This window comes from Shewanella gelidii (assembly GCF_014647855.1).
GTDB lineage: Bacteria > Pseudomonadota > Gammaproteobacteria > Enterobacterales > Shewanellaceae > Shewanella > Shewanella gelidii.
Window position 1 is genome coordinate 1 of sequence record NZ_BMPZ01000013.1, and the last position, 25,600, is coordinate 25,600.

Consider the following 25,600-nt stretch of genomic DNA (forward strand, 5'->3'; position numbering starts at 1 on the left):
ACGCTTCCGATGGGGCGTCCCTTCCCCTCGAAAGCTAGCCAGACATCCATGTCTGGGCTTACGCCATTTACGCCAACACATTTCGGCAACTTCGATGGGGAACCATCGCAACCTGAAGGTTAATCTCGGTACTCCGAGTGAAGTGAAATCGAAGAGACGATTAACCCGTACAAGCGCGGCTGTGGATTTCCAAAACAGGGACGTTTTGGTGAAGCCCTCAGGGACGAGTCTACGGCATTCCACAGAAGCGCTTGTGCAAAAGCCTGCGGCAAGCAATAGATTGGATTGAAGTTATGGCCTTCAAACTGCCAATTTGATTAGCGGACAATTCAATTCCTTTTGGCCTCACGGCCAACCCAAGTCGTGGGTCTTCTACCCACACCTGACCAAGAGGGAAACAACAGCTTTCCCCTCTTGGATCTCCGAGCCGTCCCCATCTCGAAGTTGTTGTCCTCATGTTTATGGCAAAATGACTAACGCTTCCGATGGGGCGTCCCTTCCCCTCGAAAGCTAGCCAGACATCCATGTCTGGGCTTACGCCATTTACGCCAACACATTTCGGCAACTTCGATGGGGAACCATCGCAACCTGAAGGTTAATCTGGGTATTCCGAATGAAGTGAATTCGAAGAGACGATTAACCCGTACAAGCGTGGCTGTGGATTTCCAAAACAGGGATGTTTTGGTGAAGCCTACATGGAAGTATTTACGGCGTTCCACAGAAGCGGTTGTGCAAAAGCCTGCGGCAGGCAATAGGTTGGTTTGAGGTTATGGCTTTCAAATTGCCTAGTTGATTTGAATACAGCCATGAGTAACAAAAAATCACAGAGCACGACTAGTGTCAGCCCAAATTACCATTAATATGTAGCAATGCACAATTTACTAGTTAAACGTGCTCGTTTTGTCTACACCACCTTGATATAGTGTATATAAATCAATGGCTTTTCAGAGCGATTCTTAGATAATAGGTTTATTAAATGTGCATGCGCGTTTCGTCAATATACGCGCATGCGCACTATACAAATGTTAGAGCGCAAAAGGAGTTCAGTTGCCATATACAATCCCAGTGTCATTCGATAAATTTATCGAAAGGATATCAATTACAGGCAATCAGGCTGATACAGCAGAATCTCGATGTAAATCTATAGTCAATCTGTTGGATAAAGAATTTAATATATTAGAAGCCTTTCCCTTAGGTTCTTTAGTTAGTGGAACATCTTTGAGTGGGTTTGCAGATGCAGATGTAATGTTAGTCCTAAATTATGGAGCGCACGCTGAAAATAAGTCACCAACAGAATTCTTACAATCAGTACGTGATAAATTAAGTGAATATAACACTCGCATGGCTAAAAAAAATGGTCAAGCTGTGACACTGTATTTTAAAACTTGGCCTAGTGTGGATATCGTTCCCGCATTCAGAGTTTCCGATAACGGAAGCTTCTATTGCTACAAAATACCAAATATGAATAACAACTCATGGATCGAAACGAGACCAAAAATTCATATTAACAACATGAAGCAAGCGTCTGAACAAAAAATTCATCTTGTTAAAATGATCAAAGAATGGAACAGAAAACATTCTTCATATTTATCATCCTTTCATATCGAGGTTATGGCATTAAGCTATGATAATTTTTATAGCGATTATGCTTGGCATGTATTTCAGTTTTTTGAGCACATGCATACAGAAATACAAGAATACATTCCATCTCCATCTGGGCTTGATGGTTATGTAGATGATTGTTTAAGTTATTCTGACAGGCTAGAAGCAAGCAATAGAATTGAAACTGCGTTGGGTAAAAGTCGTGATGCTTGGTCTGCTCATTACAATAACAACGACAAAGAATCTATTGAAAAATTTGGCAAATTATTTGGAGATAGGTTTCCTTCATATGGCTAGTATTCAAAGTTTATCAAGCGCTGTTTTAGATAATGCAAAGAAGTATTCGAAATACGAAAATTTGCTGCATTTAGTAACTTTTATATGCGCTGCATCGTCAATTTTTCTTGCAGGTAACTGGTTGTATGTTGTCGCTTTAATAGCAATAACTTCAGAGTTTTCTTCATGGCTGCTATCAAAAACTACTAATAGTAAAAAGTCACTAGGCCAAGAACTGATTAGGTTAAATATAATTCAAAAGTCCTATGGCTCAGATATGTCTGTAGACTTAGCTTACTTAAAAAGTAAAGTGACAACCGATGAGTTCAAAAATGCTGGTAAGTTTGAAAATACTGATTATTACGCTACAGATGATTTTGAACCAGAGGTAAGGTTAGTAGAAATAATTCAAGAGAGTTGTTTTTGGTCGCAACACTTATATCAAGCTTGTAAACAAAGAGCTATTAGAAACTCAATCCTGTTAGCAGTATTGATTATTGCTTTAGTTGTCACAGGCTTATCAGTTACTTCAACTGATGCTAACTATTCCGTACCTAGATTAGCTCTTTTGTTTTTAATGTTTTTCCCTTTATGGAATGGCATTGATAAAGCTATTAGTTTTGGTCACGCGACGTCAAAACTTACAAGTATCGATCAACAACTAGGTGCTGCAAAATTAGCAACTCCTAATCTATTGTCATTATTTGCAGAATATAATGTTATTACGTCTAATACGCCTTTGATTCCGCAAAAAGTATTTGAATCAGAACAAGAAAAGCTAAATACATTATGGGCTGAAAGAGTTGCTAAGTAGCGCTCTAACAAGTCATTCAAGCAGGACAAAAAACAGCTGGTTTTTGCTCGTGCCTCGCTAATTTTAACCAGCTATTTTATTGCCTCTTAATGAGGCGTTAAATGGCTCAGGGAGTATGCCGTTGAATCGGAATCAAAGAGTAGAGCTAGCTTTTGATTTTATGCTAGCAAAAGAGAAAGCAGGAGAAGCTTTTACAATGGCTGAGCTTGCAGAAGCATCAGGCTGGGCACTTAGTAGTTGTCGTACATATCCGACTAAAAGGTGGCATCAATTCGTTCAAAAAGATGGTAGTCAATATACCTCTACAGGCCTTATCTATTTGAGTAAAGACGAATTTAGTCTTATACACTCACAAAAACTACAAGATCCAAATAACCAATCTTCTAAGAGCATACTACTTCACAAAGCAAGAGAATTCGCACTATTAGCTGTATCAACATACAACAATCCTTATACAGAATTTAAGACGTATGGCTTCATTGTAAATATTGTTATTGCTTACACAGCACTCTTTCATGCTATTTTCGAGAAAAAATCGGAAAACTACTTCTATCTCGATGATGAAGGAAACCCTAGACTGATTGATGGTGAAGAAAAAGCTTGGGAATTATCTCGTTGTTGCAGTGAATATTGGGGCGGTCAAGAAAACCCAGAAACCAAAAACTTGAATTTTCTAATTGGACTCAGAAATAAGATTGAACATAGAAGTTTACCTGCGGTTGATCTTGCTACTAGCGGTGAATGTCAGTCCGCGCTAAATAATTTTGAGTATTTATTAGTTGAAGAGTTCGGCGATAGTCATGCACTAATGGCAAGACTGGCAATTGCTATGCAGTTAACACGAACATCAGAACAAGCTCAATTGGAGGCATTAAAGCAATTTCAAACTGAAAACTATCGAGTTGTTCGTGAGTATATGGAAACATATAAAGATGATTTATCAGATGAAGTATTGGAGAGTCAAAAATATAGAATAAGAGCTTTCTTAGTCCCCAAACTAGGAAATCATGCAAAGTCAGCTGATTTAGCCGTTGAGTTCATAAATGTTAATAAACTCAACGATGATGAAATGGAAAACTATGAACAAGGTGTAGCTTTTATTAAAGGTATTGAATCTCCATTTAAATTAAAACCTAGTAAAGTTGTGCCAATCGTAAAAGAAAAGATAAAGGACTTTAATCCTACTTTGCACACAAAGTGTTGGAAGTTTTACAATGCTAGACCACGTGAACTTGTCACCACTTATAAAGGTGAATATGCGGCATATGTTGAAGGGTTCGACGGTTACTTATATTCACGTCGTTGGGCTGACTTTTTAATTAGGCAATTAAAAAACAAAGAAGAACTTGCAAGGGTGCGCAGACAAGCCATTTAACAAGTCGTTCAAAAGGACAAAAAACAGTTGGCTTTTGCTCCTTCGTCGCTAATTTTAGCCAACTATTTTGTTGCCTCTTAACGAGGCGTGAACCATTTGGGGTGTTTGTATTAGCGCAGCGAAATGCTGCATCGTTTCTCTAACAGCGAACTTAACTCATTATTCTTAAGCATTGGCAAGTGCATTGAAAACGCCCACAGGCCTTGGCAAAGTCTGTGGGCGTCTTTATAACTGCTCTACTTTTAATTCTACTTAATAATCTTCAACAGCTTTTTAAAGCGCTCGCCTTGGGCTTCATGCTGCAATTCAAATAGTAAGGTTTCTAACCCAGTAACTTGTGCGCCTTTGGCTTGCATCATTTGAATGCCTAGGTTTTTATTCTCAGCAGTTCGTGAAGACACACAATCAGAGACCACATGCAGGTTAAATCCTTGATCGATCAGATCAGAGCAGGTTTGATAGACGCAAATATGCGCTTCAATGCCAGCAATTATAATGTTTTTACGACCAAGTTCGGCCAATTGATTACGAAAAGCTTCGCAAGGCCATGCACTAAAGTGATGCTTGGCGATGGGGCTGCTTGTTTGCGCGAGCAAAGAATTTAAAGGTTCTGCGGTTGCACCAAGCTTGTCGGGGAGTTGTTCAAGCCAAACGATAGGCATCTCAAAAAGCTGCGCACCTAAAATAAGCCCGGTGAGCTTATTATGCAGTGATTCGGTTTGGTGCATAATTTGTGCGAGCTTACCTTGTACGTCAATAAAGACAATGACAGACTCTTCTGGCTTTAGCATTCCTTTCCCCTAAGTGATTCCTGCTTTTTCATAGTTAATCATTTGTTCCCCCTGTTCGCCAAGCAGAACAGTTAAAAAACTAGACCAAAGTCTGTTTTGGACGCTGCTTCGTTGTGCGCTGGATTGTGGCAATTGCACAAGTTTGGTGCGTTAGTCAATTGGTTTTATCGAGCTCAATTTGTTATCTCTTTGTATTTAAAGGGTATTTAATGTTGGCCTAACACTTGAATTGTCAGTGTAAGCAATAAATTAACAATTACAAGATTCGAAGGCTCGGGAGGTCTAGATGAAATTAGTCAGTGCGATTATCAAGCCATTTAAACTTGATGATGTTCGAGAAGCCATTGCGGCAATCGGCGTTGAAGGGATAACGGTAACAGAAGTTAAAGGATTTGGCAGACAAAAGGGGCATACCGAGTTATATCGTGGCGCTGAATATCAGGTCGATTTTTTACCGAAGGTGAAAATCGAAATCGCAACGAGCTCCGATAGTGTTGACTTGCTCATTGAGGCAATCACGAAAGCGGCACATACCGGCAAAATTGGTGACGGTAAGATTTTTGTAACTGCACTTGAGCAAGCAGTGCGTATTCGTACTGGCGAACTAGATAGCGAAGCACTTTAGGAGACGATGATGGAAGAATTAACAAAACTGGGGCTAACGGTCACTGAACTGCGTTTTGCTCTCGACACTTTTTATTTTTTGATTTCAGGCGCGTTAGTCATGTGGATGGCTGCGGGTTTTGCCATGCTAGAGGCGGGTTTGGTTCGCTCAAAAAACACCACTGAAATTCTAACCAAGAACGTTTGTTTATACTCTATAGCCTGTGTGATGTATCTGATTGTGGGATACAACATTATGTATGTGGATAACCCAGAAGCGGGCTGGTTACCTTCTTTAGGTAGCCTTATTGGTACCCAAGCGGGTGATGCGGACCATGCATTAGAATCAGATTTCTTCTTCCAGGTTGTTTTCGTTGCCACTGCAATGTCAATTGTATCTGGTGCGGTAGCTGAGCGTATGAAACTTTGGGCCTTCCTAATCTTCTCTGTTGTGATGACTGGCTTCATCTACCCAGTAGAAGGTTACTGGACTTGGGGTGGCGGTTTCGTCAGTGATGCTGGTTTCGTTGACTTTGCTGGTAGTGGTATTGTTCACATGGCGGGTGCTGCTGCAGCGATTGCTGGTGTGCTTTTACTTGGACCTCGTAAAGGAAAGTATGGGGCAAACGGCCAAGTTAACCCGATTCCTGGTTCAAACTTGCCACTAGCAACTCTCGGTATGTTTATTCTTTGGATGGGTTGGTTTGGATTCAACGGTGGTTCACAGCTACTTGTATCGGATGCTGAAAATGCTTCAGCAGTTGCAAAGATTTTTGTAAACACTAACTCTGCAGCAGCGTTCGGCGCGGTTTCGGCTCTGATTGTTTGTCGCCTTGTGTGGGGTAAAGCGGATTTAACGATGATTTTGAACGGTGCGCTTGCTGGTTTGGTTGCGATTACTGCTGATCCATTGTCACCTTCATTGATTGTTTCGGGTGTGATTGGTTTGCTTGCTGGTGCGTTAGTTATCTTCTCGATTGTTGCCTTTGATAAAATCAAAATTGATGACCCAGTAGGTGCAATTTCAGTTCACGGTGTCGCGGGTCTGTTTGGATTGATTTTGGTACCCGTTTCAAATGCAGATGCAACATTAACTGGTCAGCTATTTGGCGCAGGCGTTATCTTTACTTGGGTCTTCCTTGCTTCACTTGCAGTATGGTTTGTTTTGAAAATGACCATGGGCATTCGAGTTAGTGATGAAGAAGAGTACAACGGTATGGATGTATCTGACTGTGGTGTGGACGCGTACCCTGAGTTTGTGACGGTTAAATCTGGCGGATAACAAGTTGGAAGTGAGCGCTGACTTCGGTAGCACTATAACGACTTAATATTCACCTGTAGTAAAGAAAACCAGCTTCTAGTATTAGAAGCTGGTTTTTGTTTTGAAAGTTGTAATGCACCGCACTGACTGTACTTTTCGCCGTGCTCTGTTTTGATCCAATTTTGCGTTTGTTGTGGGCGTTGAACTTAACGTTAATCTCATGAGTGCACTATTGATGTGCGCAGTGGTCTAGACATTCGGACAGGAGCATTTGCGCTTCGTTTAAATTGCTTGTATCCCAATGTTGGAGCAGAAAATGTTGCTAGAGCGTTGAGCTCGTTTGGTGGTATGACGAAACAGACAGTGGGCGTTGGCGTCATTCTTTTTTCGATTGTTCGTGCTTCGGTTGTCGCTTTAATGGAGGGAGCGCGAGGATTTGATGCTTTTAGGGGCACCTGCCGTGGGTGCAGGTCATTACGTTGTGTTATTTCGGTAGCATTCTAGTTCACATTTGGCGCAATAGTGCTACATTTTAAACATTCCTATATTATGTTTTTCACCTTTGTATATGATACTTAAGGGTAAATGTGGAGTTGTTCACGAATTAGAAGTAAGCCCAATTGTTTCATGTTGCGATCACATTGATCTCGAAAATCTGCCTGTATACTGAGCAATAATTCGCAGATGTACGAGATGAAACCATGCAAATTGGCAGTTGCTGGTTTGATGCAAGCCAGCAAGAGTTGCGCAACCAAGCCTCAAATCAAGATTGGAAGATGGCACCATACGAAAGTGAGGTGTTGAGTCAACTCGTGCAGCATCGCGGCCAAGTGGTCTCAAATCAAGCCCTGCAAATAGCAATTGAACAACATGGTGAGACTGAAGCGAGTTTGCTCGCAATTATTCAAAAAATCCGCAGCTTTTTAGGCAAAGAGCATGATTCTTTAATAGAAACCGTATCCGATCAAGGTTTTTTACTACATCGCAAAACAAGCAGCAATCAGCAAAGCTTATTAGACCGACCTAAGCGGATGATTCCCTATGGGCGCTATTTTGCCATTAGTGCTTTGACCCTCGCGATCGTCGCTCTAATGTATAACGCGATCGGCCATGCAGACTTTTTCCAGCCACACTTCCAACATGAGGTTGTTACGCAGCAAGGCAAGCGAGTGGTTCTGCACTGGTATGCAACCGATGAGCAAGAAGCTCAATTACAAGAGCAAGTGAATGGTGTAGCGAAGGTATTACAATCTTGCCGAATCGTGCCTTGGACTTCCATATTATTGGCCATGTCCCATGACCAGCATATTGCCAGTGTATTGCTTAAGTCAGAAATGAAAGAGTCAGAGCACTATAAAAATATCAAAGTTATGTTGGATGAGCCCGGCCTGAGTTTTTTCAATAAAGAGTGGGCTGAAGAGGTGGGGGCTTGTGAGTAGTGTATTGGGCGTTTCTCGCCCGCAACCAAAGTTTTCTTTGTGGCCGATGTTTTTTACTGCGTTTTTCTTATTATGGGTCTGTTTAGGTTTGAACCATTTTGCCGCCTCTCGAGATATCCCTGAGTTTCGCTGTAACGCTGAACTACTGACTTCAAACCTACTGGGTCAAAGCGATGGCGAGTTGCTATTAAATATTAACCACCGTAATGACAGCGTGGTTTTAGAATACTTGCATCGAGTTGAAGGGAATATCCTCGGCTCATTATCGTTAACCTCTGATCTATTAGGATTAGAGATTGCCAGTATGACGTATAAGTTGCTGTTGAAAGAGGGGGAAATCACAGGAAATACAGCCTTAGATATGTTGCCTCAAAATATTCAAAAATTATTGATCACCCATACGAGTCAACCAAATCAAAGTCGTCTACCATTTGATATCCAAATCCTTGATATGGATAAAAATGCGGGTTATAGCGTGTTGCGCTTAAAGCCGGGTAATAACCTTTGGGTCTGTGAAATTCAGCATTAGTATTTAAAAGCACACGATCTTGCTATAAGTTGCTTCTTACATGGACAAGAGCTTCGCATCTGTTGCTTATGGTTACTGGTATTGGTTTGAAGCCCCAAAAAAAAGAACTCACTGATGAGTTCTTTTTTAGGGGAAAAATACAGCTAGATGGTAGGTTTATTCAGTTCGACTACATTTGTCGCTTGTGCGCCCTTAATCGAAATACCCACTAGATAACTCTTCACTGCTTTGGCTGGATCATCTGTCATTAAGTCCAAATCTGTTGCATTAAAAGCGTAACTGCCTTTGGTCGCGGTCTCACTTAAATTGCCTTGGCATTCTGCTTCATCACTGCTCTGACAATGGTACACATGTGCCACATGCCAACGTTTCCATGCTTTTGGTTTACTTGATTTCTCATTCGGATCAGGGAACCCCATGAACGCAATGTCGTAATCCTTTGCATTGGTTATCGCAAGGCCGTCGTCATCTTTGAGATCAAAAAGCAATGTACCACTGGCACTGTCATAGCTAGTCAAAGTTAGATTAATTGCTAATGCTTCGTCTGCTTCAATTGTAGTCACTTCCACTGGAGGGGTGACGACGACCGGTGGTTGTGGTGGATCGACGACAACAGGTGGTTGCGGTGGATCGACCACAACAGGTTCTTCAATGATCTCTGGATCGTCGGTACCGCAACCCGTTAATGCAATTGAACCAAGCATCATGGCTGTAAGAAGTTTGTGCTTCATAACAAACTCCTTAGTTGAAGTGGCCAGTATGGCAAGTTTGGCATTCCATGCCCGTCATTACGCTTGGGGCACCCATCATGGTTTCAGCTTTACCGTGACACGTTGTACAAGAGCCATTGTCTTCGTGCTTGGTTCCCTCAATTGCTTTTCCATCGTAAGCATCATTTAATAGCTCCACAAGCTTCATGGCAATTGCAGCGGCAAGCCTTGGGCAGCGCTCACCTTTTTGGGCGACCGTTTTCCCTGATGCTTCTGACCAGTTGGTTAATGAGGAGTGACATAAAGAGCTATTGGCTATTGATGCGGAAACAACGCTTGTGGCAGTCACATCTTGTGTTGATCCAATGCCAGTCACGAAAGCATCATCCATGTATGGGAGCTCTGTGATTTCATAAAAACGGAAAAGCGCTGCCACGACGGCACCATTTTGGCCATTGATGTCATCTAGAATATTGACCAGCATGCCTGCACCATTCAGGTTGCCACATACTGTACCTTGACCTGCGATACCGCCACCGCCATAAACGGCTAAACCCGTAGGAATGGTCTTAAACTTTGCAGCGTCCACACTTGTTGACTCGGAAAGCTTAGAAATCATCGCGTGAAAGACCTGATACATACAGCCACCAGATTTAGATTCATATGCAAGTTTTGCAACCGCCATTGGGTCGAGCTTTACATATTTTAGTTTTTCACCCTTACCAAGGATAAAATCTGTAGCAGCACCTTCAATCGGTGTTGCCGCTAAAGCTGATGGCGCAATTGCTGCACCAGCTGCGACTGAGGTGATACCAATAATGTGTCCAAGAGCTTGGCGTCTATTGATTGTCATCTTGTCCATCCTTCATCTATTTAGTTAGTTCGTTTACCACATCGTTGTGGTTTACCCTGCAAAGATTTGAGGCTCAATGTTGTGCCATTACACTTGGTTTTGGTGTTGTCACAACCGGCTTGATATAAATTCTAATGCCGTGATTTATGAAGAATGTGATCTGGATCTTGTGAAGGTTGGGTGTGCTCTTGCGTTGACACCTATCTCTAAATGGGTATTTCTATTCGCTTTTGTCGGTAAAGGTTGGTCTTTTTATCTGTTTAGGCGTTTAGGTTCGATGCTGGATCACTGTATTTGTTGTATTTATGTAAAATTCATACTTTTCATAGGTTTGGTTTACAAGATTTATCTTATGAATGAGTGTGATTTATCTCGCAAACGAACGATTTCCTTTCCGTGTAACTCAAAATTCAGCTGAGTAATTTGTCGATGAACTTACTGATCGCGATCACGGTAATCATTAGATTTAGTTCATAAACTTTTGTTTATGGCAAACCTGCAATAGCGATTGAAGATGCAGCTAGGAGATTGTCTGGTCGATCTGGCTAAAGGCGAAATGACCAATGTTTTGACTGGGAAATCTTGGCATTTGCCGAGAGCCGAATTACAAGTCTTAAGATTGCTTGTTGAAAATCAAGGAAAGGTTGTACTCAAGCAGCAGTTAAAGGCTGGTAATGCTGAGTACGCTGCACTCAGTGATTCTTCTGTAGCACGAGCAGTGTTTATGCTGCGTTCATTTATTGGACCCCAATATGAATATCTGATTGAAACGGTAAAAGGTAAGGGATATTTATTGCAAGATGTCGTGATTGATCTTGCCGACTCCAAATCAGTCGAATCATTATCCTCAGTAGGGGAAAAGCTTGATCCTGCTATTGCGAGTTTGGGATCTGTAGAAGAAAGGCGCCAACAAGCTATCTCGCAGAGCCAAAAGTCTGACTTTACTGAAATAGACGTGATGCCTTGCGCAACAGGGAAGAAGCGACCTTCCATTCCGTTAATTACCTTGGCTGCCTCGGCTCTCTTCTTGCTATTGTTTACTGCGCTGTTCTTGTCTTTGCCAGAACAGTCGAAAGAAGTCACTAAAACTAAGCCCATGCGTTCAGATGTTGTGAAGTTAAAAAGTGGTCAGTTCATGTCGATTCACCTCTATGCGGCTTCCAATACTAATAATCGATTATTGCTGCAACAAAGCCAAGAAATTCAGCAGGCTTTTGCTTTATGCGAACAGTCAGATTGGCGACATGTCTATATCGCTTTGTCTCATGATAATCAAGTGCTTAACATGACATTGCGTGGTGATTCCGTTGGGCAGTCAGTGGTTAGAAATCTCAAGATAACGGATAGCCGTAGTGCGAAGAATAAGCAATTTGTCAGCGTTCGATGGCTGCTAGATGCAGAAATCTGTGACTAATTGCGTATGACAACTTGGGGAGTATGAACGTGGCAAAACGCTGGGTTTGGACAATTAATTTACTAGTACTTGGTGCTTTAGTCGGCGCGATGTTTGTCATTGAGCGACTCACTGCGCAAGAGCAGCGGTTTATGCTCAATTGTGCTTCCGAATTAACCGATAGAAACGAGCTGCTTGATAAAGACGTACAGCACTATTTATTGGTGGACCTCGTAACCTCGGGTAGCACAGCGCAAGTGAATTATCGTTACTATTCTGTTGATGGCAGTAGCGCGGGTAGTATTTCAATGCAGGGTAAAGTAGACAAAATCGACCAAGACAGTAATACCTACTTTGTCTCGGTCAGCACGAAACAGGAAACCCCCAGTGTTGATATGCCGCAGCATATGCAGTACTTATCCTACGTGAGTAGCCTTAATATCAATGAAAAGGGCGAGCATAACTTGAGCTTGGAGCTGCTTGATATTGATAAAGCAAAAGACTATGCCGTGGTATTGTTCCAGCCAAGTAATACCGTGTGTGGTTGCCGTTTGGTTCATTAACGCTGGAGATGTCTAGCTTGAATAGGGCTGACCATGTCACAATGTGAGTCACTCTGTTTAGGCGCACTCAATCATGCGCCTAGTGTTTTTTGTAGGTACTCATGCCCAATATTCGTGTCAAACAAGAAGAATCATTATCCATCAAGCTCAGTCACTTGCTCGGTATTGATCAGTTTCGACGTCTTGACTTGTATTTCTTACTTCCAAAAGAGATGGGAATTGGGCCGCACACACTCACAGAGGAAGACTATTTTTACGGTAGTATCGTTGGCAGGCGTTCGTATTACTCAGAAGGTTTGCATTTACCTCTGGTGCAAACACGGTTTATTAGTCAGAGTAAAGGTTCGCTCGCACAATTCCGTCTTTATCAAAACTTGTTTTCTTATCAATTCGCTATCGCCGTAGAAGCCGACAGTCGGGAGCTTTCTCAACTACAAGATCCTGCTGAGTTTTATTCGGGGCTGGTCATATTATGTGATCAAATAGAGAAGCTATTAAGGAAGTTTCGACGCAACGAACCGGAAGAGCCGAAATGGGTCTCCTATTTCGAAAATGCAGACAACTATTTGTCGTGGTTGTGCGAGCAAAGGCTACTCAAACTGTTGGCGCATGCGCCAAGAAGCAGTGAACACAGTGATATTGTGAATCGTGTGGTTGAACTGTGCCGTCAAGAAAATGAGTATAGAAATCAGCGCCAATACAACTCGGCGCAAACTCGGTCAGAGCCCAATCGTATATCGAACAAAATGTTGTTGTTGAGACGACTAATTCAGCAGGGTGTTGTCCTTAAAGAAGAGCAAAAACCATTGGGTATTGGTGTCAAGAAATTTGCAACGGGCATCGCAACCTCTTTGATCATGATTATCGTTTCTAGCCTTATTTTGAAAGCCCAAGGTGTGTTTAGTGGATTGACGATTGTTTTAGTGTTGGTGTTGTCAGTGATTTATGGCTTTAGAGAAATTTTTAAAGATGATTTTCGTAATGCAATTTGGCGATGGCTCCGTAAGGGGAAGCCTCGCTGGAGTCGCACCTTGAGAGATACGACTTCAAAGTCGGTGGTTGTTCGGCAATTAGTTTGGCTCGATTACCTTAAACCTAAGGCGTTGCCTAAGGAAGTGACTGAAATCTTGAGTCGTCGTAATCGCCAAAACCAGGTTGATGTTGAAGTGCTTCACTATGGTGTAACGAGCCGGGTTCGAGTGAGTGAATTTTTATCCGGCTATTCGACGATTAAAGAGCAACTCACTTTTAGTCTCGCCCCATTCGCTCGATATTTGGAACGGGGTAAATCGAAAATTTATAAAGAAACGGACGGCAAAATTAGCAATGATTCGGTAGAGCGTCGTTACCAAGTCAATCTGGTTGTTAAGCTGATTGAGGATAAAGCTGCACCCAAATTTGCCCGTTATAAAATCACCTTGAGTCGCTCGCAAATTGTTGACATTGCTGAAATAAAACTACCTGCTGGGATATGCCCGATTGCGAGCCACAGCGCAGAGCCGCCGAAGACCGATTTAAGTACTCTATAAAGGATCAGTACTGGCTGACTGAGAAGTTAGCCATAAACACTATGCTAGGTTTGTCTAGTAAACGCTTGGCAAATGCTTTGATTGCCAATTTGTTTAGCCCGTTGCAATGCAACTTCAGCGTTACTGATAAACTGTTCTAATTCCTGCCCTTGTTGATAAGAAGCTATGCCCATGGTGACTCCTTCACCAATATTATTATCGTTTAGGCTGAGCAGAGTTTGCGATGCAAATGCGTGTGTATGAGTCGCATCGGTACCGGGTAAAATGACGATGATTTTTCCAAGTTGCCAATGGGAAATTTGATATGCATCGGGTAGTGTTTTGAGCATTAGCGTTTCGATTTCTTGTTGGCGTATTTCAAGCTGGCCGATATCACTCATATGACTCAGCATTCCTTCTGGGCTGATATCAATCAACAATAGGCTTGCATGCTCTCTCTCTGTTGTATTTAGGGCCTGAAAATATTCATTTAAATCGAGTAAATTGACTAGGATTGCACTGCGATGTGGTGTGATATCACCAACGGATTCAGGTTTAATTCGTGGTGCTGCTTGTTCCAGGGTGCAAACAATAAATTGCAGTTCACCTTCAGCATCCAGTTGCCCCTTGAGTGTCGCTTGCATGCATTGATTGGGGTGATCGTTGGGAGAACACAGGATTTGTCCCTGCCATAACCCTTGGGCTGCAATATGCTGCTTAATTCTTTGCCATTGGCTTCCGATATCGTTCTCAAGCAATGTTGAAATATTGATATCAATATTGCCGTCTAGCTGCATGAGGGAATCAAAGCTCTGATTCACTCGAACCAGATGGCCTCGCGCATCGGTGAGCGCAATCGCGACTGAGCTGTCGCTCAATAAATAGTTGAGTTCACTTTGTTCTTGGCAAGCACTCAGATCACTGACATCGACTAAGCTCATCAGATAGTAGGCTTGGCTATTTAAAGTGCCAGGAATTCTACGAATATAAAGTTTAAGTGAACCACCGCTATAAGAGCCTAAATTAATGTCTTCTCGCCACTCGCCAATTTTATCCAGTTTCTGCATCATGGTTTGATATTGTTCGTCTTCCTGGTGCAAAGTTCGTTGCAAGCTGCGATCGGTGAGTTCTTCACGGCTCAGGAGTAGTGATTTTGCCGCGGCATCATTTGCCGTGACAATTCGCCCATTCACATTGACGATGACATAGCCTGAATCACTGGTGAATAAACCATTGGCGAGCTCAATACTTTTCTGTCTTGACCTTTGTTCCAATCGATACAAGTGTGTCAGTACGATTGCAGCTGTAGACAGGAGCGTAATTGCAAATGCCAAAAGCACCAAAATATTACGCCATTGATTGAATTTGGATGCGATATCTTGATTACGCGTGTACGAAACTAAAAAGTACTCGCGCTGGGTTTCAAACTGAGTGGTCAGCTCAATTTTTAAAAAGACAAAAGTGGCATCATCGCCATGAAACTGACCAAAGTTGTTCATGGCCATTTTTCGCCATAGCGCAGGATAACTTTGTTTGAGGCTGCCTCCCATGGTTTCGGGAATTCGAGGCAAAGGATTGGACTGTCTAGCGCCTGCATAGAGTAGCCCTTGGGTATCCAGCATCAGCATTGGGGATTTGTTATTGGCAAATGCTGGGCGCACCGCTTCAAGCATTTTGAATATTGAATTATAGGTAACTAAGTAGCCTTTGATACTTTGATCTGGATTTTCAAGCCAGGCAACTTGATAGATATAGGGCTGAAGCATACCGTCTATCGGACTAAACGAAATTGCTGAGGTGAAAATTTCTTTGCCGCCCATATTGCGGTTATCAGCGAGAATTTCAGCCGGGAGTGCTTGGCGGCCAAAGTTTGAATTTGTCGCGGTTTTGTATTTACCATTGGCGTCAAATAGGGCAATGCCGAGTAGCTCTGGAATGTTCTTCATCAGATTATCCCAGTTACTTTTTAGTTTTTTCTTTTTTTTGCGACTGGGTTTGGCCAGATAGTCGCTCAGTTGCTCTTCTCGGGCGAACATTTGCGTTCTGAACTGTTGAAACGCAACTTTATCAGCGATCAACGTGCCGACGGTTTGCAGTTCACTATATCGTTGGGTTGCCCATTCTTCTTGTAGGCGCCTCTCACCTAGCGTAATGGCAATATTCGTTAATAAAACAAATGCAATCACCAGCATGATGATCTGGCTCGCTACCGCCAAAATACGTTGCCGAGACCAATGGATTCCCTGTGCAGAGATTAAAATCGTTTTTAACGACTGAGGCGTGCTTTTGCTCGTTAACATGCTGTGATGAGTTCTTCGGTACCAATAGCGTCACATGCTAGCATGAAATAGTTTCATCCGCATTGCTTGCTCATCTGCATAACTTATTTATCAGCAAGGAGTTCTAGCCGACTTGTCCGAGAATCCGGTGTTTAAATTTGCAGTTGGCACCTTCAACAATTTTCCGGCACGCTTCGATATTGACACCTGCAAGGCCGTCCAGCGCCGACACTTGAACATCGTCAAAGTACTGGGGAGCAAGTTGGATAAATTCATTCACTGCTTGGTAGGCGTTTTTGAGTTTAGGCTTGCAATGTTGAATGTATACTGCCTCGGTGTCGGCATTGATTGAAACCGATAAGCTATCTACACATTCAGCCAGTTCTGGCAAAATGTTTCGACGATGAAATAAGTTCCCTAAACCGTCGGTATTAACCCGAACTTTTCCGCCACGGCTCTGGATCTCTGTGGCAACAGCTAAAAGGGTATCGAGATTAAGGGTCGGCTCGCCATAACCACAAAACACATATTCATCAAATTGGGAAACATCGCCGAGCAGAGGAATTATTTCACTCGCTTTCGGTTGATGTTCGAGATCGAGTTGATACTCATGAACTTGTTTGCTGCCATTGTGCTTTGGACAAAAATCACATCGAAGTGTGCAACGGCCTGTAATGTTTAAATAACGGCTGTTACGGATGTCATAAACAAGAGTTGAAGTCGTCATGCTGCTCAGTTTTAGCGTTCAGGGAACTCATTATTATATCAAGCTTAGAAACGAGGTTCTTGCGACTCTGTCTAGAATTTGAAGATCGCTCAAGTAGTCCACCTGAGAAATAAGTCGGTTGCTTGAGTTGCCGCAGAAAATTATGGTCGGAATATGTCGCTGTTGTCCCTCGCGAGCGCAAGTCGAAAAAGGGAAGCCATGCTTCCCTGTTTTCATTTTGAGCTTAATGTTTTTTAAGATTCGATGGCACTCGGTCTCCACCACCATGTCAATATACGACGCAGCATACGCTTGATATCGTCGAGCACTATGTATAGCAGTGGCACTAGGATCAGTGTCACAAGCGTTGAAAACAGAATGCCAAATGCTAATGACGTTGCCATGGGAATGACAATCTTTGCCTGTAGACTTTTTTCCATAATGATGGGAACGAGGCCAAAGAACGTGGTTAATGACGTGAGAATAATGGCCCGAAAACGGAAGCACCCTGAGTCAATTGCTGCTTGTTTGATCGGTAAGCCTTTGGCGCGTGCACGGTTGACAAAGTCGACCAGAATTAATGAGTCATTCACTACAACGCCAGCCAGTGCAACAATGCCACATAAACTCAGCACGCTCATGTTGAGACCTAAAATAAAGTGACCAAATAGTGCGCCGATCATACCAAATGGAATAATGGACATAATAATTAGCGGCTGACTATAGGAGCGTAAAGGTATCGCCATTAGCGCGTAAATCGTGAAGAGTGCAAAAAAGAAACCTTGCAATAAGGCAACCAAAGCACTTTGCTCATCGGCGCTACCGCCATCAAGCGCAGTCGACACACTTGGGTATTGCTCGGTCAGTTGCGGAAGGAACTTCTCTTGAATCTCGGCAACAACCTTGGCGGGTTCGACAATATTTGAGTTCGCGTTGGCACTGATTGTGATTGCGCGACGGCCATCAACACGGGTAATTGACGCATAAGATTCTCCCAACTCGATGTCTGCAACGACTGAGAAGGGGACTGATTCCCCTGTTGGAGTGCGGATTAGCATATTTTCAAGATGCCCTAAAGTGCGGCGTTGATCTTTCGGGTAACGCACCATCACTTTGACTTCTTCTTTGTTGCGAAGTATCCGCTGTGCTTCATATCCATAGAAGCCATAGCGAACCTGAGTTGCCAGATTCGCTAAGGTTAAGCCAAGGGCTTCCGCTTCAGGGCGGATTTTCAGGCGTACCTCTTGACTACCAGAAGAGAAATTATCGCTAATATCATAAATGCCTTCATATGTGGCGAGTTTATGCTTCAACTCGTTTGCGGCCTTTGATAACTGGGAGAGATCATTCGATGTTAAACGGAATGACACATCACCGCCGGTATCATTGGTACTTGCGTTGATACTTAGCTTTTTGACGCCGATCATTTCGGGCAGCGCTTCTCGCCATGCCGTGGCAATGGCTTGACCGTCGACTTCTCGATCTTCCCCTTTGGATAGCTCCGCAAAGATAAAGGCTGATGTTCGAGAACTCATATTGATGAAGCTATGGGCGACGACACTGTCGCCATGTTTTAGCGTCATCTCGTCATTCATTTGATATAGGGCTTCCTCAATATTCTGCACCACCTGCAGGGTATTCATCTCTGAACTGCCCTCATCCATTTGCAACTGCACTTGAATAAAGTCTGATGGAATATCTGGGAAGAAAACCCAGCGAACTTTGCCACTGACGACCAATGCAATGGAGAAGATGAGAACACCAATAAACATGGCAATAACGCTATAGCGCTGGCGAATGGCGAATTCGAGGAAATTGCGGTATTTATGGTGGATAAAGTATTGCACATTGTCGTTAAAACGCGCTTTGAGGCGCCCAATATAGCCCTTTTTTGCCTTTGGATTTTTTGGACGCATATGGGCTAAGTGCGCCGGTAAAATGAGTTTGGATTCGACCAAGGAAAATGCGAGACACAAGATTACAACGGCACCGATGGATTTCCAAATCACCCCTTGTGTACCAGATACCATCAACATGGGCATAAATGCAGCAATGGTGGTAAGTACACCAAATGTTGCAGGCATTGCGACTTTTTTGGCACCTCGAATGACATTGTCGATCGAGTGGCCATGGCGCTCTACTTCTGCATAAGCGCTTTCGCCAATGACGATGGCATCATCCACCACGATACCGAGCACTAAGATAAACGCAAATAAGGTCAGCATATTGATCGACATTGAAACGGGTTCATAGGGCATCAGCATTAAGGCACCCAAGAAGCAGACGGGTAAGCCGAGCATCACCCAAAATGCCAACTTCAAATCGAGGAATAGTGCAAGGATCAGAAACACCAATAGTGCGCCAAAAAACATGTTAGAAAACATCATGTTCATGCGGCCTTCAAGGTAGTGAGTTAAATCCCCCCAGTAATCGAGCTGTGCACCGTTGGGGAGAGCGGCTCTATGAGTCTCGATATAGGCTTTGACTTGCTTGGCTATTTCAATCGCATTTTGATCATCAACACTCAGCACTTCAATGATGGCTGCAGGTTTGCCATTGAAACGGGTGTACTCTAAGCGTTCTTCAAAATCATCTTTGATGGTTGCCACTTGTGGTAGCATGATGCGGCTACCATCGGCGCGTGTACTGACGACGATGCTGGCAAAATCTTCACCGGTATAGGCTTGGCCTTTGGTTCTTAAGAGGATATCGCCACTGGGGGCATTAATCGAACCTCCGGGTAAATCGATAGATGAGCGCTGCACCGCTTGTGCTACCGAATCAAATGTAAGCCCGTACTCGCGGAGTTTATCCTCCGAGACTTCAATCCCAATTTCGTAATCGCGAACACCAGTAACTTGCGCGCGGGTAATCGCAGGTAATGCACTGAGATCATCCCGTACGGTTTTGGCTAGCTCTTTCATCTCATGTAATGAAATATCGCCGTAAACAGAGACCCAGATGACATTATTCTCAGGCTTCACTTGGAAAATATCTGGCTTTTCAATATTTGCGGGGAAGGTTGATATTGCGTCGAGTCTGAGCTTTGTTTCGTCAAGTACGTCCTGTACGTCGTATCCATCTTCGACTTCAATCGTGACTTGCCCATTACTCTCGCTGGCAATTGAGGTGATTTTTTTAATTCCATCAATGTCTTGAACTGACTCTTCAATCTTGATGTTGATGCCTTCTTCAATCTCTTGCGGCGCAGCTCCTGGGTAGGCAACGGATATCCGTAATAGGTTGAATTCAAAGGATGGAAATACTTCTTTGTTGATAATCAGTGCGCTAAATGCGCCGCCCACAAGTAACACGACCATCAGTAAATTAGCCGCAACGCTATTGCGTGTGAACCAAGCAATAATACCTTTACGAGTATCCATTATTTAGTTCCCGCAACATTGGCATCTTGCTGGCTTTCTTTGGCTGCACTTGTCTCTTTGGGTGTCTCTACTTCATCTGGGGTGCTGGCTTGAGGTGACGCTTCACCAAGAATTTTAACCGGACGGCCATCTAAAGTTTTATTCAGAGAGGTGATTGCAATTCGCTCGCCAGTATGAAGACTCCCGCGGACATATGAAAACTCAAGATCTGTCAGGATGCTATTGACGGTACGAAACTCAACAATATTGTTTTTGCCAATCACGGCAACTTGGCCATTTTTCACCAAATGGCGGGGAAGCTTTACAATGCCGTCTAAAGTTCGGCCTTTAATGGTTGCTGTGACAAAACTGCCGTACTTCAGTGGTAGCTGTTTGGCTTGGTGTTGGCTTTTTAAATATGGATCAATTACTTCTGCGACCAGATACACCATACGATTTTCGGTGTCGATTACGCCTTCACTACGAATAATTTCACCTTGCCAAGATACGGTCTTACCGGCAAGGGATGCACTGAGTGTGACTTCGGTATCGGGATTGTCTACGGATTCTAAATAGGCTAAGTCTTCATTGGCCACAGGTAAGCGGATTTCGGCGACGGCAATATCATACAGCTCGCCTAAATTGGTGCCTTGGCTAACATATTGACCTAAATCAACATGCCTAGCCTTAATCAAACCATCAAATGGTGCGCGGATGACCGTGCGTTGTAAATTTCGTTCTGCACGAGCCAGCGCTGCTTGAGCGTATTTGACATTTGCTTGCTCTTTTTTCAGCTGTGGTAGCCGCAACCCTAGTTGTGGTGCAACGCCGTTTTTGTATCCTTTCCAATCATTTTTTGCGACTTCACCGCGGGCTTTTTCTTCGTCAAGGGCGGCGATGGCTTGGGCAAGTGTGGCTTGGGCTTGGATCAGATCTGCTTCGTAGTCTGATGGTTCTATGGTTGCGAGTTCATCGCCTTGTTTGACCATGCCACCTGCAGCAAACTGAGTAGATATGCTGAGCAATCTGCCTTTGACTTCAGTGACTAATTGCGTCTTAAACTTCGGTTGCACGACACCATAAGAAGGCAAATTTAGTGACATGGTTTGTTGTTCAACTTGCTTGACGTCAATGATCGGTAAAGGGGTGTCCTCTGCCTTTTGTTCTGGCTCTTGCTGAGTTGAAATAAGATAGGCGGCGGCTGCCGCGAAGAGGGCCAAAATAATTAAAGGAGGCAAAGCCCTCCTTAAAAAAAGTAAGATCATTGTTTTTGCTTATCCATGCTAACAGCTTAATTATGCATAAATTTAACAGACAGTTAGCTCGCTACAAACCTATTTTTGTAAAAAAAATGTATCAGTCGTTAAATATAATGGTTTCGCTGCACGGGTGGTTATTTATTGAACGGCTACCGTTGGCAGAGCAAGATCACAAAGGGTACATTTTATTTGCGCGCTAAGTTGTCGATGTACGATAAACCAATATAAAAAAGGAGCCGTGGGGCTCCTTAATTGTTCTTCTTCGTTGATTGAGGCAACAGTAAATTATTTTTTCTTTTTGCGCTTTTTACTACTTCCTTTTTTGGCCGCATCTTTTGCTTTGGCTTTTTTCTTTCCCGGTGCTTTTGCTTCTTTATTATTTGGACGCAAGCCTTCAATAACGCGGCGCTTCAGAGGTTGTTCAATATAGCGTTCAATTTTACCTACGATACGGATATCATGGGCTTCTACTAGTGAGATGGCAGTACCTTTGGCGCCAGCTCGACCCGTTCGGCCAATTCTGTGTACGTAAGTATCGGCGCTGTGTGGCATATCATAGTTAATGACGTGGGTAATATTGTCGACATCAATACCGCGGGCTGCAACATCTGTTGCGAGTAGCACTTTCACTTCGCCTTTTGTAAAACGCCCTAGTGCTTGAAAGCGTTTTTTCTGTTCCATATCGCCACGCAAAAATGCACATGGAATCCCTGCTTTCAGTAATAACCCTTCTAAGCTGGCTACTCTTTCTCTTGTTTTCACAAAGACAATAACACGCTCTGCATCGGGTGAGTTGAGCAAGCTACAGAGGAGCTGAAATTTATGCTGGGCATCATCAGCTAAATGCAGCCATTGATGTATTTTTGCTTTTTCGCTGCGAGGGGCTTCAGCATCGATACGAGCAGGATCCGTAAGCAACTCACGGGCAAAGCGAGACACACCACCGCCTTCAAGTGTTGCAGAAAACAACATGGTTTGTTTTCTGCCTTGGGCCTCAATTGCGATAGTTTGTACGACTTGAGCAAACCCCATGTCGAGCATACGATCGGCTTCATCAATAATTAACATTTCAACGGATTGAGCATCAAAAATGTTTTTATCTAAATATTCGTGAAGGCGACCTGGTGTGGCGACGAGAATATCTACATTGCCTTTTAAAGCAGCTTCTTGGGGCGCATAAGGCACGCCTCCAGTAACGATGGCGATGTCAAGATCAAGCCCCGTTGCTAGGTGGCAGGCATAACGATGGATTTGGCTGGCTAATTCGCGTGTTGGAGTCAACACCAATATGCGTGCTTGACCTGAGTATCGTCGAGGAAAATCAATGATATGCTGCAGTGCAGGTAGCAAAAAACTCGCTGTTTTGCCCGTTCCTGTTGGCGCGCATGCGAGAACATCTTTTTGCTCCATCGCCAAAGGGATCGTTTGTTTTTGGATTGTGGTGGGCGATTTATGCCCCATTGCCTTTAAAGACTCAAGTAAATTTGAGTCAAGGTCGAAATCTTCAAATTGCATCTACATCTCTCGCTATCATTTAGCCGGACATTATAGAGTGAATCCGCAGTGACGGATACTCGCGCATGCAATTTGTTGCGGCTTTTCTATTATTCCTTGGCAGAAAACTCGTTGTTACATTGCAAGATAGAATTCCTGAGTGAGTGCTACCATTTCTTGTGTGTACCGATTTTGCTGGTCTCGAACCGTTAATTGGTTTGTGTAGGCTGCCCTATTGACTGAATTCAAGCGGCTATGGAGCTGAGTGGTTTCAAGGGGCTGATGGCCGAGTGCAATCATGACTAATTTGGATGGTTTTCCCACCACCCCTACTATATCCGTTTTGTGGGTGAGACCGAGCCCGACGAGGTTCGCTTCAATGAGGACTTTGTCCAAACTGGCTTGGGGCAAAATTAAACTCGCCATCGCAGATGTTGCGAGCAACTTTTGAATGCATTGCATGAGGGTCTTAAAGTCGAGCTGTTGCGTGTGCCGGGCTTGGGCTCTGCTGTTGCAGTCGGCTCGGGGGCCACTTTCAAAATAAGGGGGGTTACAAATGATGTGATCGTAGAGAACAGCAACGTCCGAGGTCAAATATTGTGCAGTATAATCGAGAATTCCAGTGTGATGTATGGATAAACGATGGCTCCAAGGGCTTGCTGTGAAATTGAGCTGGCTTGCCTGAGCAGCGAATGCATCAATTTCTACGGCGTCTATGGTCGCTAAACTTCTTTGGGCGGCCATTAAAGACAAAAGTCCGCTACCTGCGCCAATATCGAGAATCCGTTTCGCTTGGCTTAAATCAGCCCACGCTCCGAGCAGTACGCCATCGGTGCTGACTGGCATACCGCAACGGCGGTCATCGACATGGAATTGTTTGAAGGTAAACGGCATCGACAGAATTCTAGCAAAGGAAGACAGTTTTATTGTATCCAAAAAGTATGGATGTTGAGAACTCTATTTGGTTTTTCGACTCATCCGTAACATGAATCTTTCCGCTTTAGACGGCGCGAGAATGAAGGTGTTTTGATCGGCTGTACAGCACCATGTATTACTGATGGGTTCTACATATGAATCTAAATTTGAGCGTCCGAATGCCACATCTTGGTAAATGAGCTTAATAAATGCGCATCCCGTCTGTTTTTCTTTGCGTTTTCTTTGTGTATTTGATATCAGTGTTGGCCGCTTGAGCACAAAACTGTGATCTGGAATTGGGTTTGCAATGAATGATCCTTTAGGGATTGCGTGTTCAGTAAGGATTCGCTGAAATACCAGTTACATCGCACCGATTTATTGAAACTTTAGCGTTGGTATCGGGTGTAAATATTTATTTACAGCCGATTGTCCTTTATAGAAGGGCATCACTTAAAACGACAGAATAATAAGAAAAAATTTTAAAAGGATAAGACCTCCCGTGCAAAATCAACAGATGACAATGACTGACGTATTAGGTTTAGGTTTTATGACCTTCGCCTTTTTTTTAGGAGCGGGTAATCTTATTTTTCCTCCCCTAGCGGGCTATTTGGCAGGTGAACATATGCCTTTAGCGATGGCGGGGTTCTTGTTCACCGCAGTGGGAATGCCGTTGATTGCGCTGATTGCTGTCGCTAAAGCCAAAGGCAAAATTATGGCTTTGTTGCCAGTTTTCGCAGCGACCGTGCTGGCTATTGCAATCTATATTATTATCGGCCCTGCTTTTGCTGCACCTCGCACGGGACTCGTCGCATATGAAATTGGCGCAAAACCATTTTTGACCGATACCAGTGCTGCAGTGGTGTTCGCTGGGCAGACGTTAAATCTCTCCCGACTCCTATATACATGTGCCTTTTTTGCGATCACCATGTTGCTTGCGTTATTTCCAGGTAAGTTGTTGGATAATGTTGGCAAGTTGCTCACCCCAGTTCTATTGCTGCTGCTGATGGCTTTAGCATGTTCAGTGATTATCTTGCCCGGTGCTGCGGTCGGCTTGCCGGTCAGTGATTATGAAAATAGCCCACTTATCAAAGGCGTTCTGGAAGGCTATAACACGATGGATACGCTTGCATCACTGATGTTTGGCGTTTTGATTATCGATATCTTGCGCAAGAAAGGGATTCATCAGGCCAAAGCGCAAACACGATATTTAATTCAGGCTGCAATTATTGCGGCTGCGGGCTTAGCTTTTGTCTATATTTCCTTGTTTTATTTGGGCGCTACGGCAGGCGAACTTGCTCAAGGTGCTGAAAATGGTGGTGAAATTCTCACGAACTATGTGACTAAACATTTTGGTACCGCAGGTATTGTGTTGCTAGCAACGGTTGTGACCCTTGCATGTTTAACGACAGCGGTGGGGTTAGTGAGCGCTTGTTCGGAATACTTTAACGAGTTATTGCCGCGCATTTCCTACAAGTTATTTGTCGTTATCTTTAGTTTCATTTGTGGGGTGGTGGCAAATGTTGGATTATCTCAACTCATTCAAATTAGTATTCCTGTACTTTACACTGTCTATCCCGTTGCAATTGCTTTAGTGATGGTGACATTTTTGACCGAGCGCTTTGCTCGCCCTGCAATGTCTCATCGACTAACCCTGAGCGTAGCGTTAATTTTTGGATTGTTGGATGGATTGAAGGCGGCTGGTGTGGATATGAGCATGTTTGATTTTATGCCACTATACACAGAGGGCATGGCGTGGTTAATCCCGACCCTCGTTTCAATTTTGTTCTGTTTCACTTTAAGAGAGAAGCCTGTAGCCGTATTAAGCTCATAGAATTATCGAGTTTAATGAAGTGAACATGTGTTATGAG

General features: G+C 43.5%; 20 protein-coding genes. 11 read left to right on the top strand and 9 right to left on the bottom strand.

Annotated features, from left to right (window positions below; translation table 11 throughout):
• Positions 1 to 1,047: 1,047 nt before the first annotated feature.
• From IEY18_RS16110 to IEY18_RS16120, 3 genes are all read left to right on the top strand, one after another.
• Positions 1,048 to 1,899, top strand: a complete 852-nt coding sequence (locus IEY18_RS16110) for a nucleotidyltransferase domain-containing protein (protein WP_188922728.1) — start codon at positions 1,048 to 1,050, stop codon at positions 1,897 to 1,899.
• Positions 1,892 to 2,692, top strand: coding sequence for a hypothetical protein (locus tag IEY18_RS16115; RefSeq protein ID WP_188922731.1), 801 nt, complete (start codon positions 1,892 to 1,894; stop codon positions 2,690 to 2,692). The genes IEY18_RS16110 and IEY18_RS16115 overlap by 8 nt, the downstream gene beginning before the upstream one ends.
• A gap of 115 nt (positions 2,693 to 2,807) precedes the next feature.
• Entirely contained in the window at positions 2,808 to 4,067 is a 1,260-nt protein-coding gene (locus IEY18_RS16120; RefSeq protein WP_229779994.1) for a DUF3644 domain-containing protein, read from the top strand.
• Between the two features lie 248 nt (positions 4,068 to 4,315).
• Here the strand turns inward: IEY18_RS16120 and IEY18_RS16125 are convergent, their stop codons facing one another.
• On the bottom strand, positions 4,316 to 4,858 hold the full coding sequence (locus IEY18_RS16125; protein WP_188922735.1) for a hydrolase: 543 nt from the start codon (positions 4,856 to 4,858) through the stop codon (positions 4,316 to 4,318).
• A gap of 286 nt (positions 4,859 to 5,144) precedes the next feature.
• Between IEY18_RS16125 and IEY18_RS16130 the strand changes: the two genes are divergently transcribed.
• The 4 genes from IEY18_RS16130 to IEY18_RS16145 all read left to right on the top strand — a co-directional run bounded on the left by IEY18_RS16130 (position 5,145) and on the right by IEY18_RS16145 (position 8,690).
• Positions 5,145 to 5,483 carry a P-II family nitrogen regulator gene (locus IEY18_RS16130; RefSeq protein WP_188922737.1) on the top strand — a complete coding sequence of 113 codons (339 nt, stop codon included), beginning with the start codon at positions 5,145 to 5,147 and terminating at the stop codon, positions 5,481 to 5,483.
• A 9-nt stretch (positions 5,484 to 5,492) separates the two neighbouring features.
• On the top strand, positions 5,493 to 6,743 hold the full coding sequence (amtB, locus tag IEY18_RS16135) for an ammonium transporter AmtB (protein ID WP_188922739.1): 1,251 nt from the start codon (positions 5,493 to 5,495) through the stop codon (positions 6,741 to 6,743).
• Positions 6,744 to 7,423: 680 nt separating this feature from the next.
• Positions 7,424 to 8,161, top strand: coding sequence for a winged helix-turn-helix domain-containing protein (locus IEY18_RS16140; RefSeq protein WP_188922741.1), 738 nt, complete (start codon positions 7,424 to 7,426; stop codon positions 8,159 to 8,161).
• Positions 8,154 to 8,690, top strand: a complete 537-nt coding sequence (locus IEY18_RS16145; RefSeq protein WP_188922743.1) for a hypothetical protein — start codon at positions 8,154 to 8,156, stop codon at positions 8,688 to 8,690. Before IEY18_RS16140 ends, IEY18_RS16145 begins: the two co-directional genes overlap by 8 nt.
• Positions 8,691 to 8,833: 143 nt before the next feature.
• Here the strand turns inward: IEY18_RS16145 and IEY18_RS16150 are convergent, their stop codons facing one another.
• Positions 8,834 to 9,421 (bottom strand): hypothetical protein, encoded by a 588-nt coding sequence (locus IEY18_RS16150; RefSeq protein ID WP_188922745.1) that lies wholly within the window; start codon positions 9,419 to 9,421, stop codon positions 8,834 to 8,836.
• 10 nt (positions 9,422 to 9,431) lie between these two features.
• Positions 9,432 to 10,253 carry a C-GCAxxG-C-C family (seleno)protein gene (locus tag IEY18_RS16155; RefSeq protein ID WP_188922747.1) on the bottom strand — a complete coding sequence of 274 codons (822 nt, stop codon included), beginning with the start codon at positions 10,251 to 10,253 and terminating at the stop codon, positions 9,432 to 9,434.
• Positions 10,254 to 10,767: 514 nt separating this feature from the next.
• On the opposite strand from IEY18_RS16155, the gene IEY18_RS16160 reads away from it, so the two are divergent.
• The 3 genes from IEY18_RS16160 (at position 10,768) to IEY18_RS16170 (ending at position 13,738) form a co-directional block, all read left to right on the top strand.
• Positions 10,768 to 11,667, top strand: a complete 900-nt coding sequence (locus IEY18_RS16160; RefSeq protein WP_188922749.1) for a winged helix-turn-helix domain-containing protein — start codon at positions 10,768 to 10,770, stop codon at positions 11,665 to 11,667.
• 29 nt (positions 11,668 to 11,696) lie between these two features.
• Positions 11,697 to 12,209, top strand: coding sequence for a hypothetical protein (locus tag IEY18_RS16165; RefSeq protein ID WP_188922751.1), 513 nt, complete (start codon positions 11,697 to 11,699; stop codon positions 12,207 to 12,209).
• Between the two features lie 101 nt (positions 12,210 to 12,310).
• Entirely contained in the window at positions 12,311 to 13,738 is a 1,428-nt protein-coding gene (locus IEY18_RS16170; RefSeq protein ID WP_188922753.1) for a hypothetical protein, read from the top strand.
• 44 nt (positions 13,739 to 13,782) lie between these two features.
• On the opposite strand, the gene IEY18_RS16175 is transcribed toward IEY18_RS16170, so the two are convergent.
• The 6 genes from IEY18_RS16175 to IEY18_RS16200 form a co-directional block, all read right to left on the bottom strand.
• Positions 13,783 to 16,017 carry a PAS domain-containing protein gene (locus IEY18_RS16175; RefSeq protein ID WP_188922755.1) on the bottom strand — a complete coding sequence of 745 codons (2,235 nt, stop codon included), beginning with the start codon at positions 16,015 to 16,017 and terminating at the stop codon, positions 13,783 to 13,785.
• Positions 16,018 to 16,120: 103 nt separating this feature from the next.
• Positions 16,121 to 16,723 carry a TatD family nuclease-associated radical SAM protein gene (locus tag IEY18_RS16180; protein WP_188922757.1) on the bottom strand — a complete coding sequence of 201 codons (603 nt, stop codon included), beginning with the start codon at positions 16,721 to 16,723 and terminating at the stop codon, positions 16,121 to 16,123.
• A gap of 233 nt (positions 16,724 to 16,956) precedes the next feature.
• A complete protein-coding gene (locus IEY18_RS16185) occupies positions 16,957 to 20,085 on the bottom strand; it encodes an efflux RND transporter permease subunit (protein ID WP_188922760.1) in 3,129 nt (1,042 codons plus the stop codon).
• Positions 20,085 to 21,326, bottom strand: coding sequence for an efflux RND transporter periplasmic adaptor subunit (locus IEY18_RS16190; protein WP_373290765.1), 1,242 nt, complete (start codon positions 21,324 to 21,326; stop codon positions 20,085 to 20,087). The genes IEY18_RS16185 and IEY18_RS16190 overlap by 1 nt, the downstream gene beginning before the upstream one ends.
• Positions 21,327 to 21,608: 282 nt before the next feature.
• Positions 21,609 to 22,838 carry an ATP-dependent RNA helicase SrmB gene (gene srmB / locus IEY18_RS16195; RefSeq protein WP_188922763.1) on the bottom strand — a complete coding sequence of 410 codons (1,230 nt, stop codon included), beginning with the start codon at positions 22,836 to 22,838 and terminating at the stop codon, positions 21,609 to 21,611.
• Positions 22,839 to 22,952: 114 nt separating this feature from the next.
• Positions 22,953 to 23,711: a tRNA1(Val) (adenine(37)-N6)-methyltransferase gene (locus IEY18_RS16200; protein ID WP_188922765.1), complete on the bottom strand. Its 759-nt coding sequence runs from the start codon at positions 23,709 to 23,711 to the stop codon at positions 22,953 to 22,955.
• Between the two features lie 520 nt (positions 23,712 to 24,231).
• On the opposite strand from IEY18_RS16200, the gene brnQ reads away from it, so the two are divergent.
• Complete coding sequence (brnQ, locus tag IEY18_RS16205) at positions 24,232 to 25,563, top strand: branched-chain amino acid transport system II carrier protein (RefSeq protein WP_188922767.1); 1,332 nt, start codon at positions 24,232 to 24,234, stop codon at positions 25,561 to 25,563.
• The last annotated feature ends 37 nt before the right edge of the window (positions 25,564 to 25,600 follow it).

Excerpts from the sequence above, each read along its gene's own strand:
- IEY18_RS16115 (WP_188922731.1), top strand. The coding sequence starts at position 1,892 with ATGGCTAGTATTCAAAGTTTATCAAGCGCTGTTTTAGATAATGCAAAG.
- IEY18_RS16120 (WP_229779994.1), top strand. The coding sequence starts at position 2,808 with ATGCCGTTGAATCGGAATCAAAGAGTAGAGCTAGCTTTTGATTTTATG.
- IEY18_RS16125 (WP_188922735.1), bottom strand. The coding sequence starts at position 4,858 with ATGCTAAAGCCAGAAGAGTCTGTCATTGTCTTTATTGACGTACAAGGT.
- IEY18_RS16130 (WP_188922737.1), top strand. The coding sequence starts at position 5,145 with ATGAAATTAGTCAGTGCGATTATCAAGCCATTTAAACTTGATGATGTT.
- amtB (WP_188922739.1), top strand. The coding sequence starts at position 5,493 with ATGGAAGAATTAACAAAACTGGGGCTAACGGTCACTGAACTGCGTTTT.
- IEY18_RS16140 (WP_188922741.1), top strand. The coding sequence starts at position 7,424 with ATGCAAATTGGCAGTTGCTGGTTTGATGCAAGCCAGCAAGAGTTGCGC.
- IEY18_RS16150 (WP_188922745.1), bottom strand. The coding sequence starts at position 9,421 with ATGAAGCACAAACTTCTTACAGCCATGATGCTTGGTTCAATTGCATTA.
- IEY18_RS16155 (WP_188922747.1), bottom strand. The coding sequence starts at position 10,253 with ATGACAATCAATAGACGCCAAGCTCTTGGACACATTATTGGTATCACC.
- IEY18_RS16160 (WP_188922749.1), top strand. The coding sequence starts at position 10,768 with ATGCAGCTAGGAGATTGTCTGGTCGATCTGGCTAAAGGCGAAATGACC.
- IEY18_RS16170 (WP_188922753.1), top strand. The coding sequence starts at position 12,311 with ATGCCCAATATTCGTGTCAAACAAGAAGAATCATTATCCATCAAGCTC.
- IEY18_RS16175 (WP_188922755.1), bottom strand. The coding sequence starts at position 16,017 with ATGTTAACGAGCAAAAGCACGCCTCAGTCGTTAAAAACGATTTTAATC.
- IEY18_RS16180 (WP_188922757.1), bottom strand. The coding sequence starts at position 16,723 with ATGACGACTTCAACTCTTGTTTATGACATCCGTAACAGCCGTTATTTA.
- IEY18_RS16185 (WP_188922760.1), bottom strand. The coding sequence starts at position 20,085 with ATGGATACTCGTAAAGGTATTATTGCTTGGTTCACACGCAATAGCGTT.
- srmB (WP_188922763.1), bottom strand. The coding sequence starts at position 22,838 with ATGCAATTTGAAGATTTCGACCTTGACTCAAATTTACTTGAGTCTTTA.
- IEY18_RS16200 (WP_188922765.1), bottom strand. The coding sequence starts at position 23,711 with ATGCCGTTTACCTTCAAACAATTCCATGTCGATGACCGCCGTTGCGGT.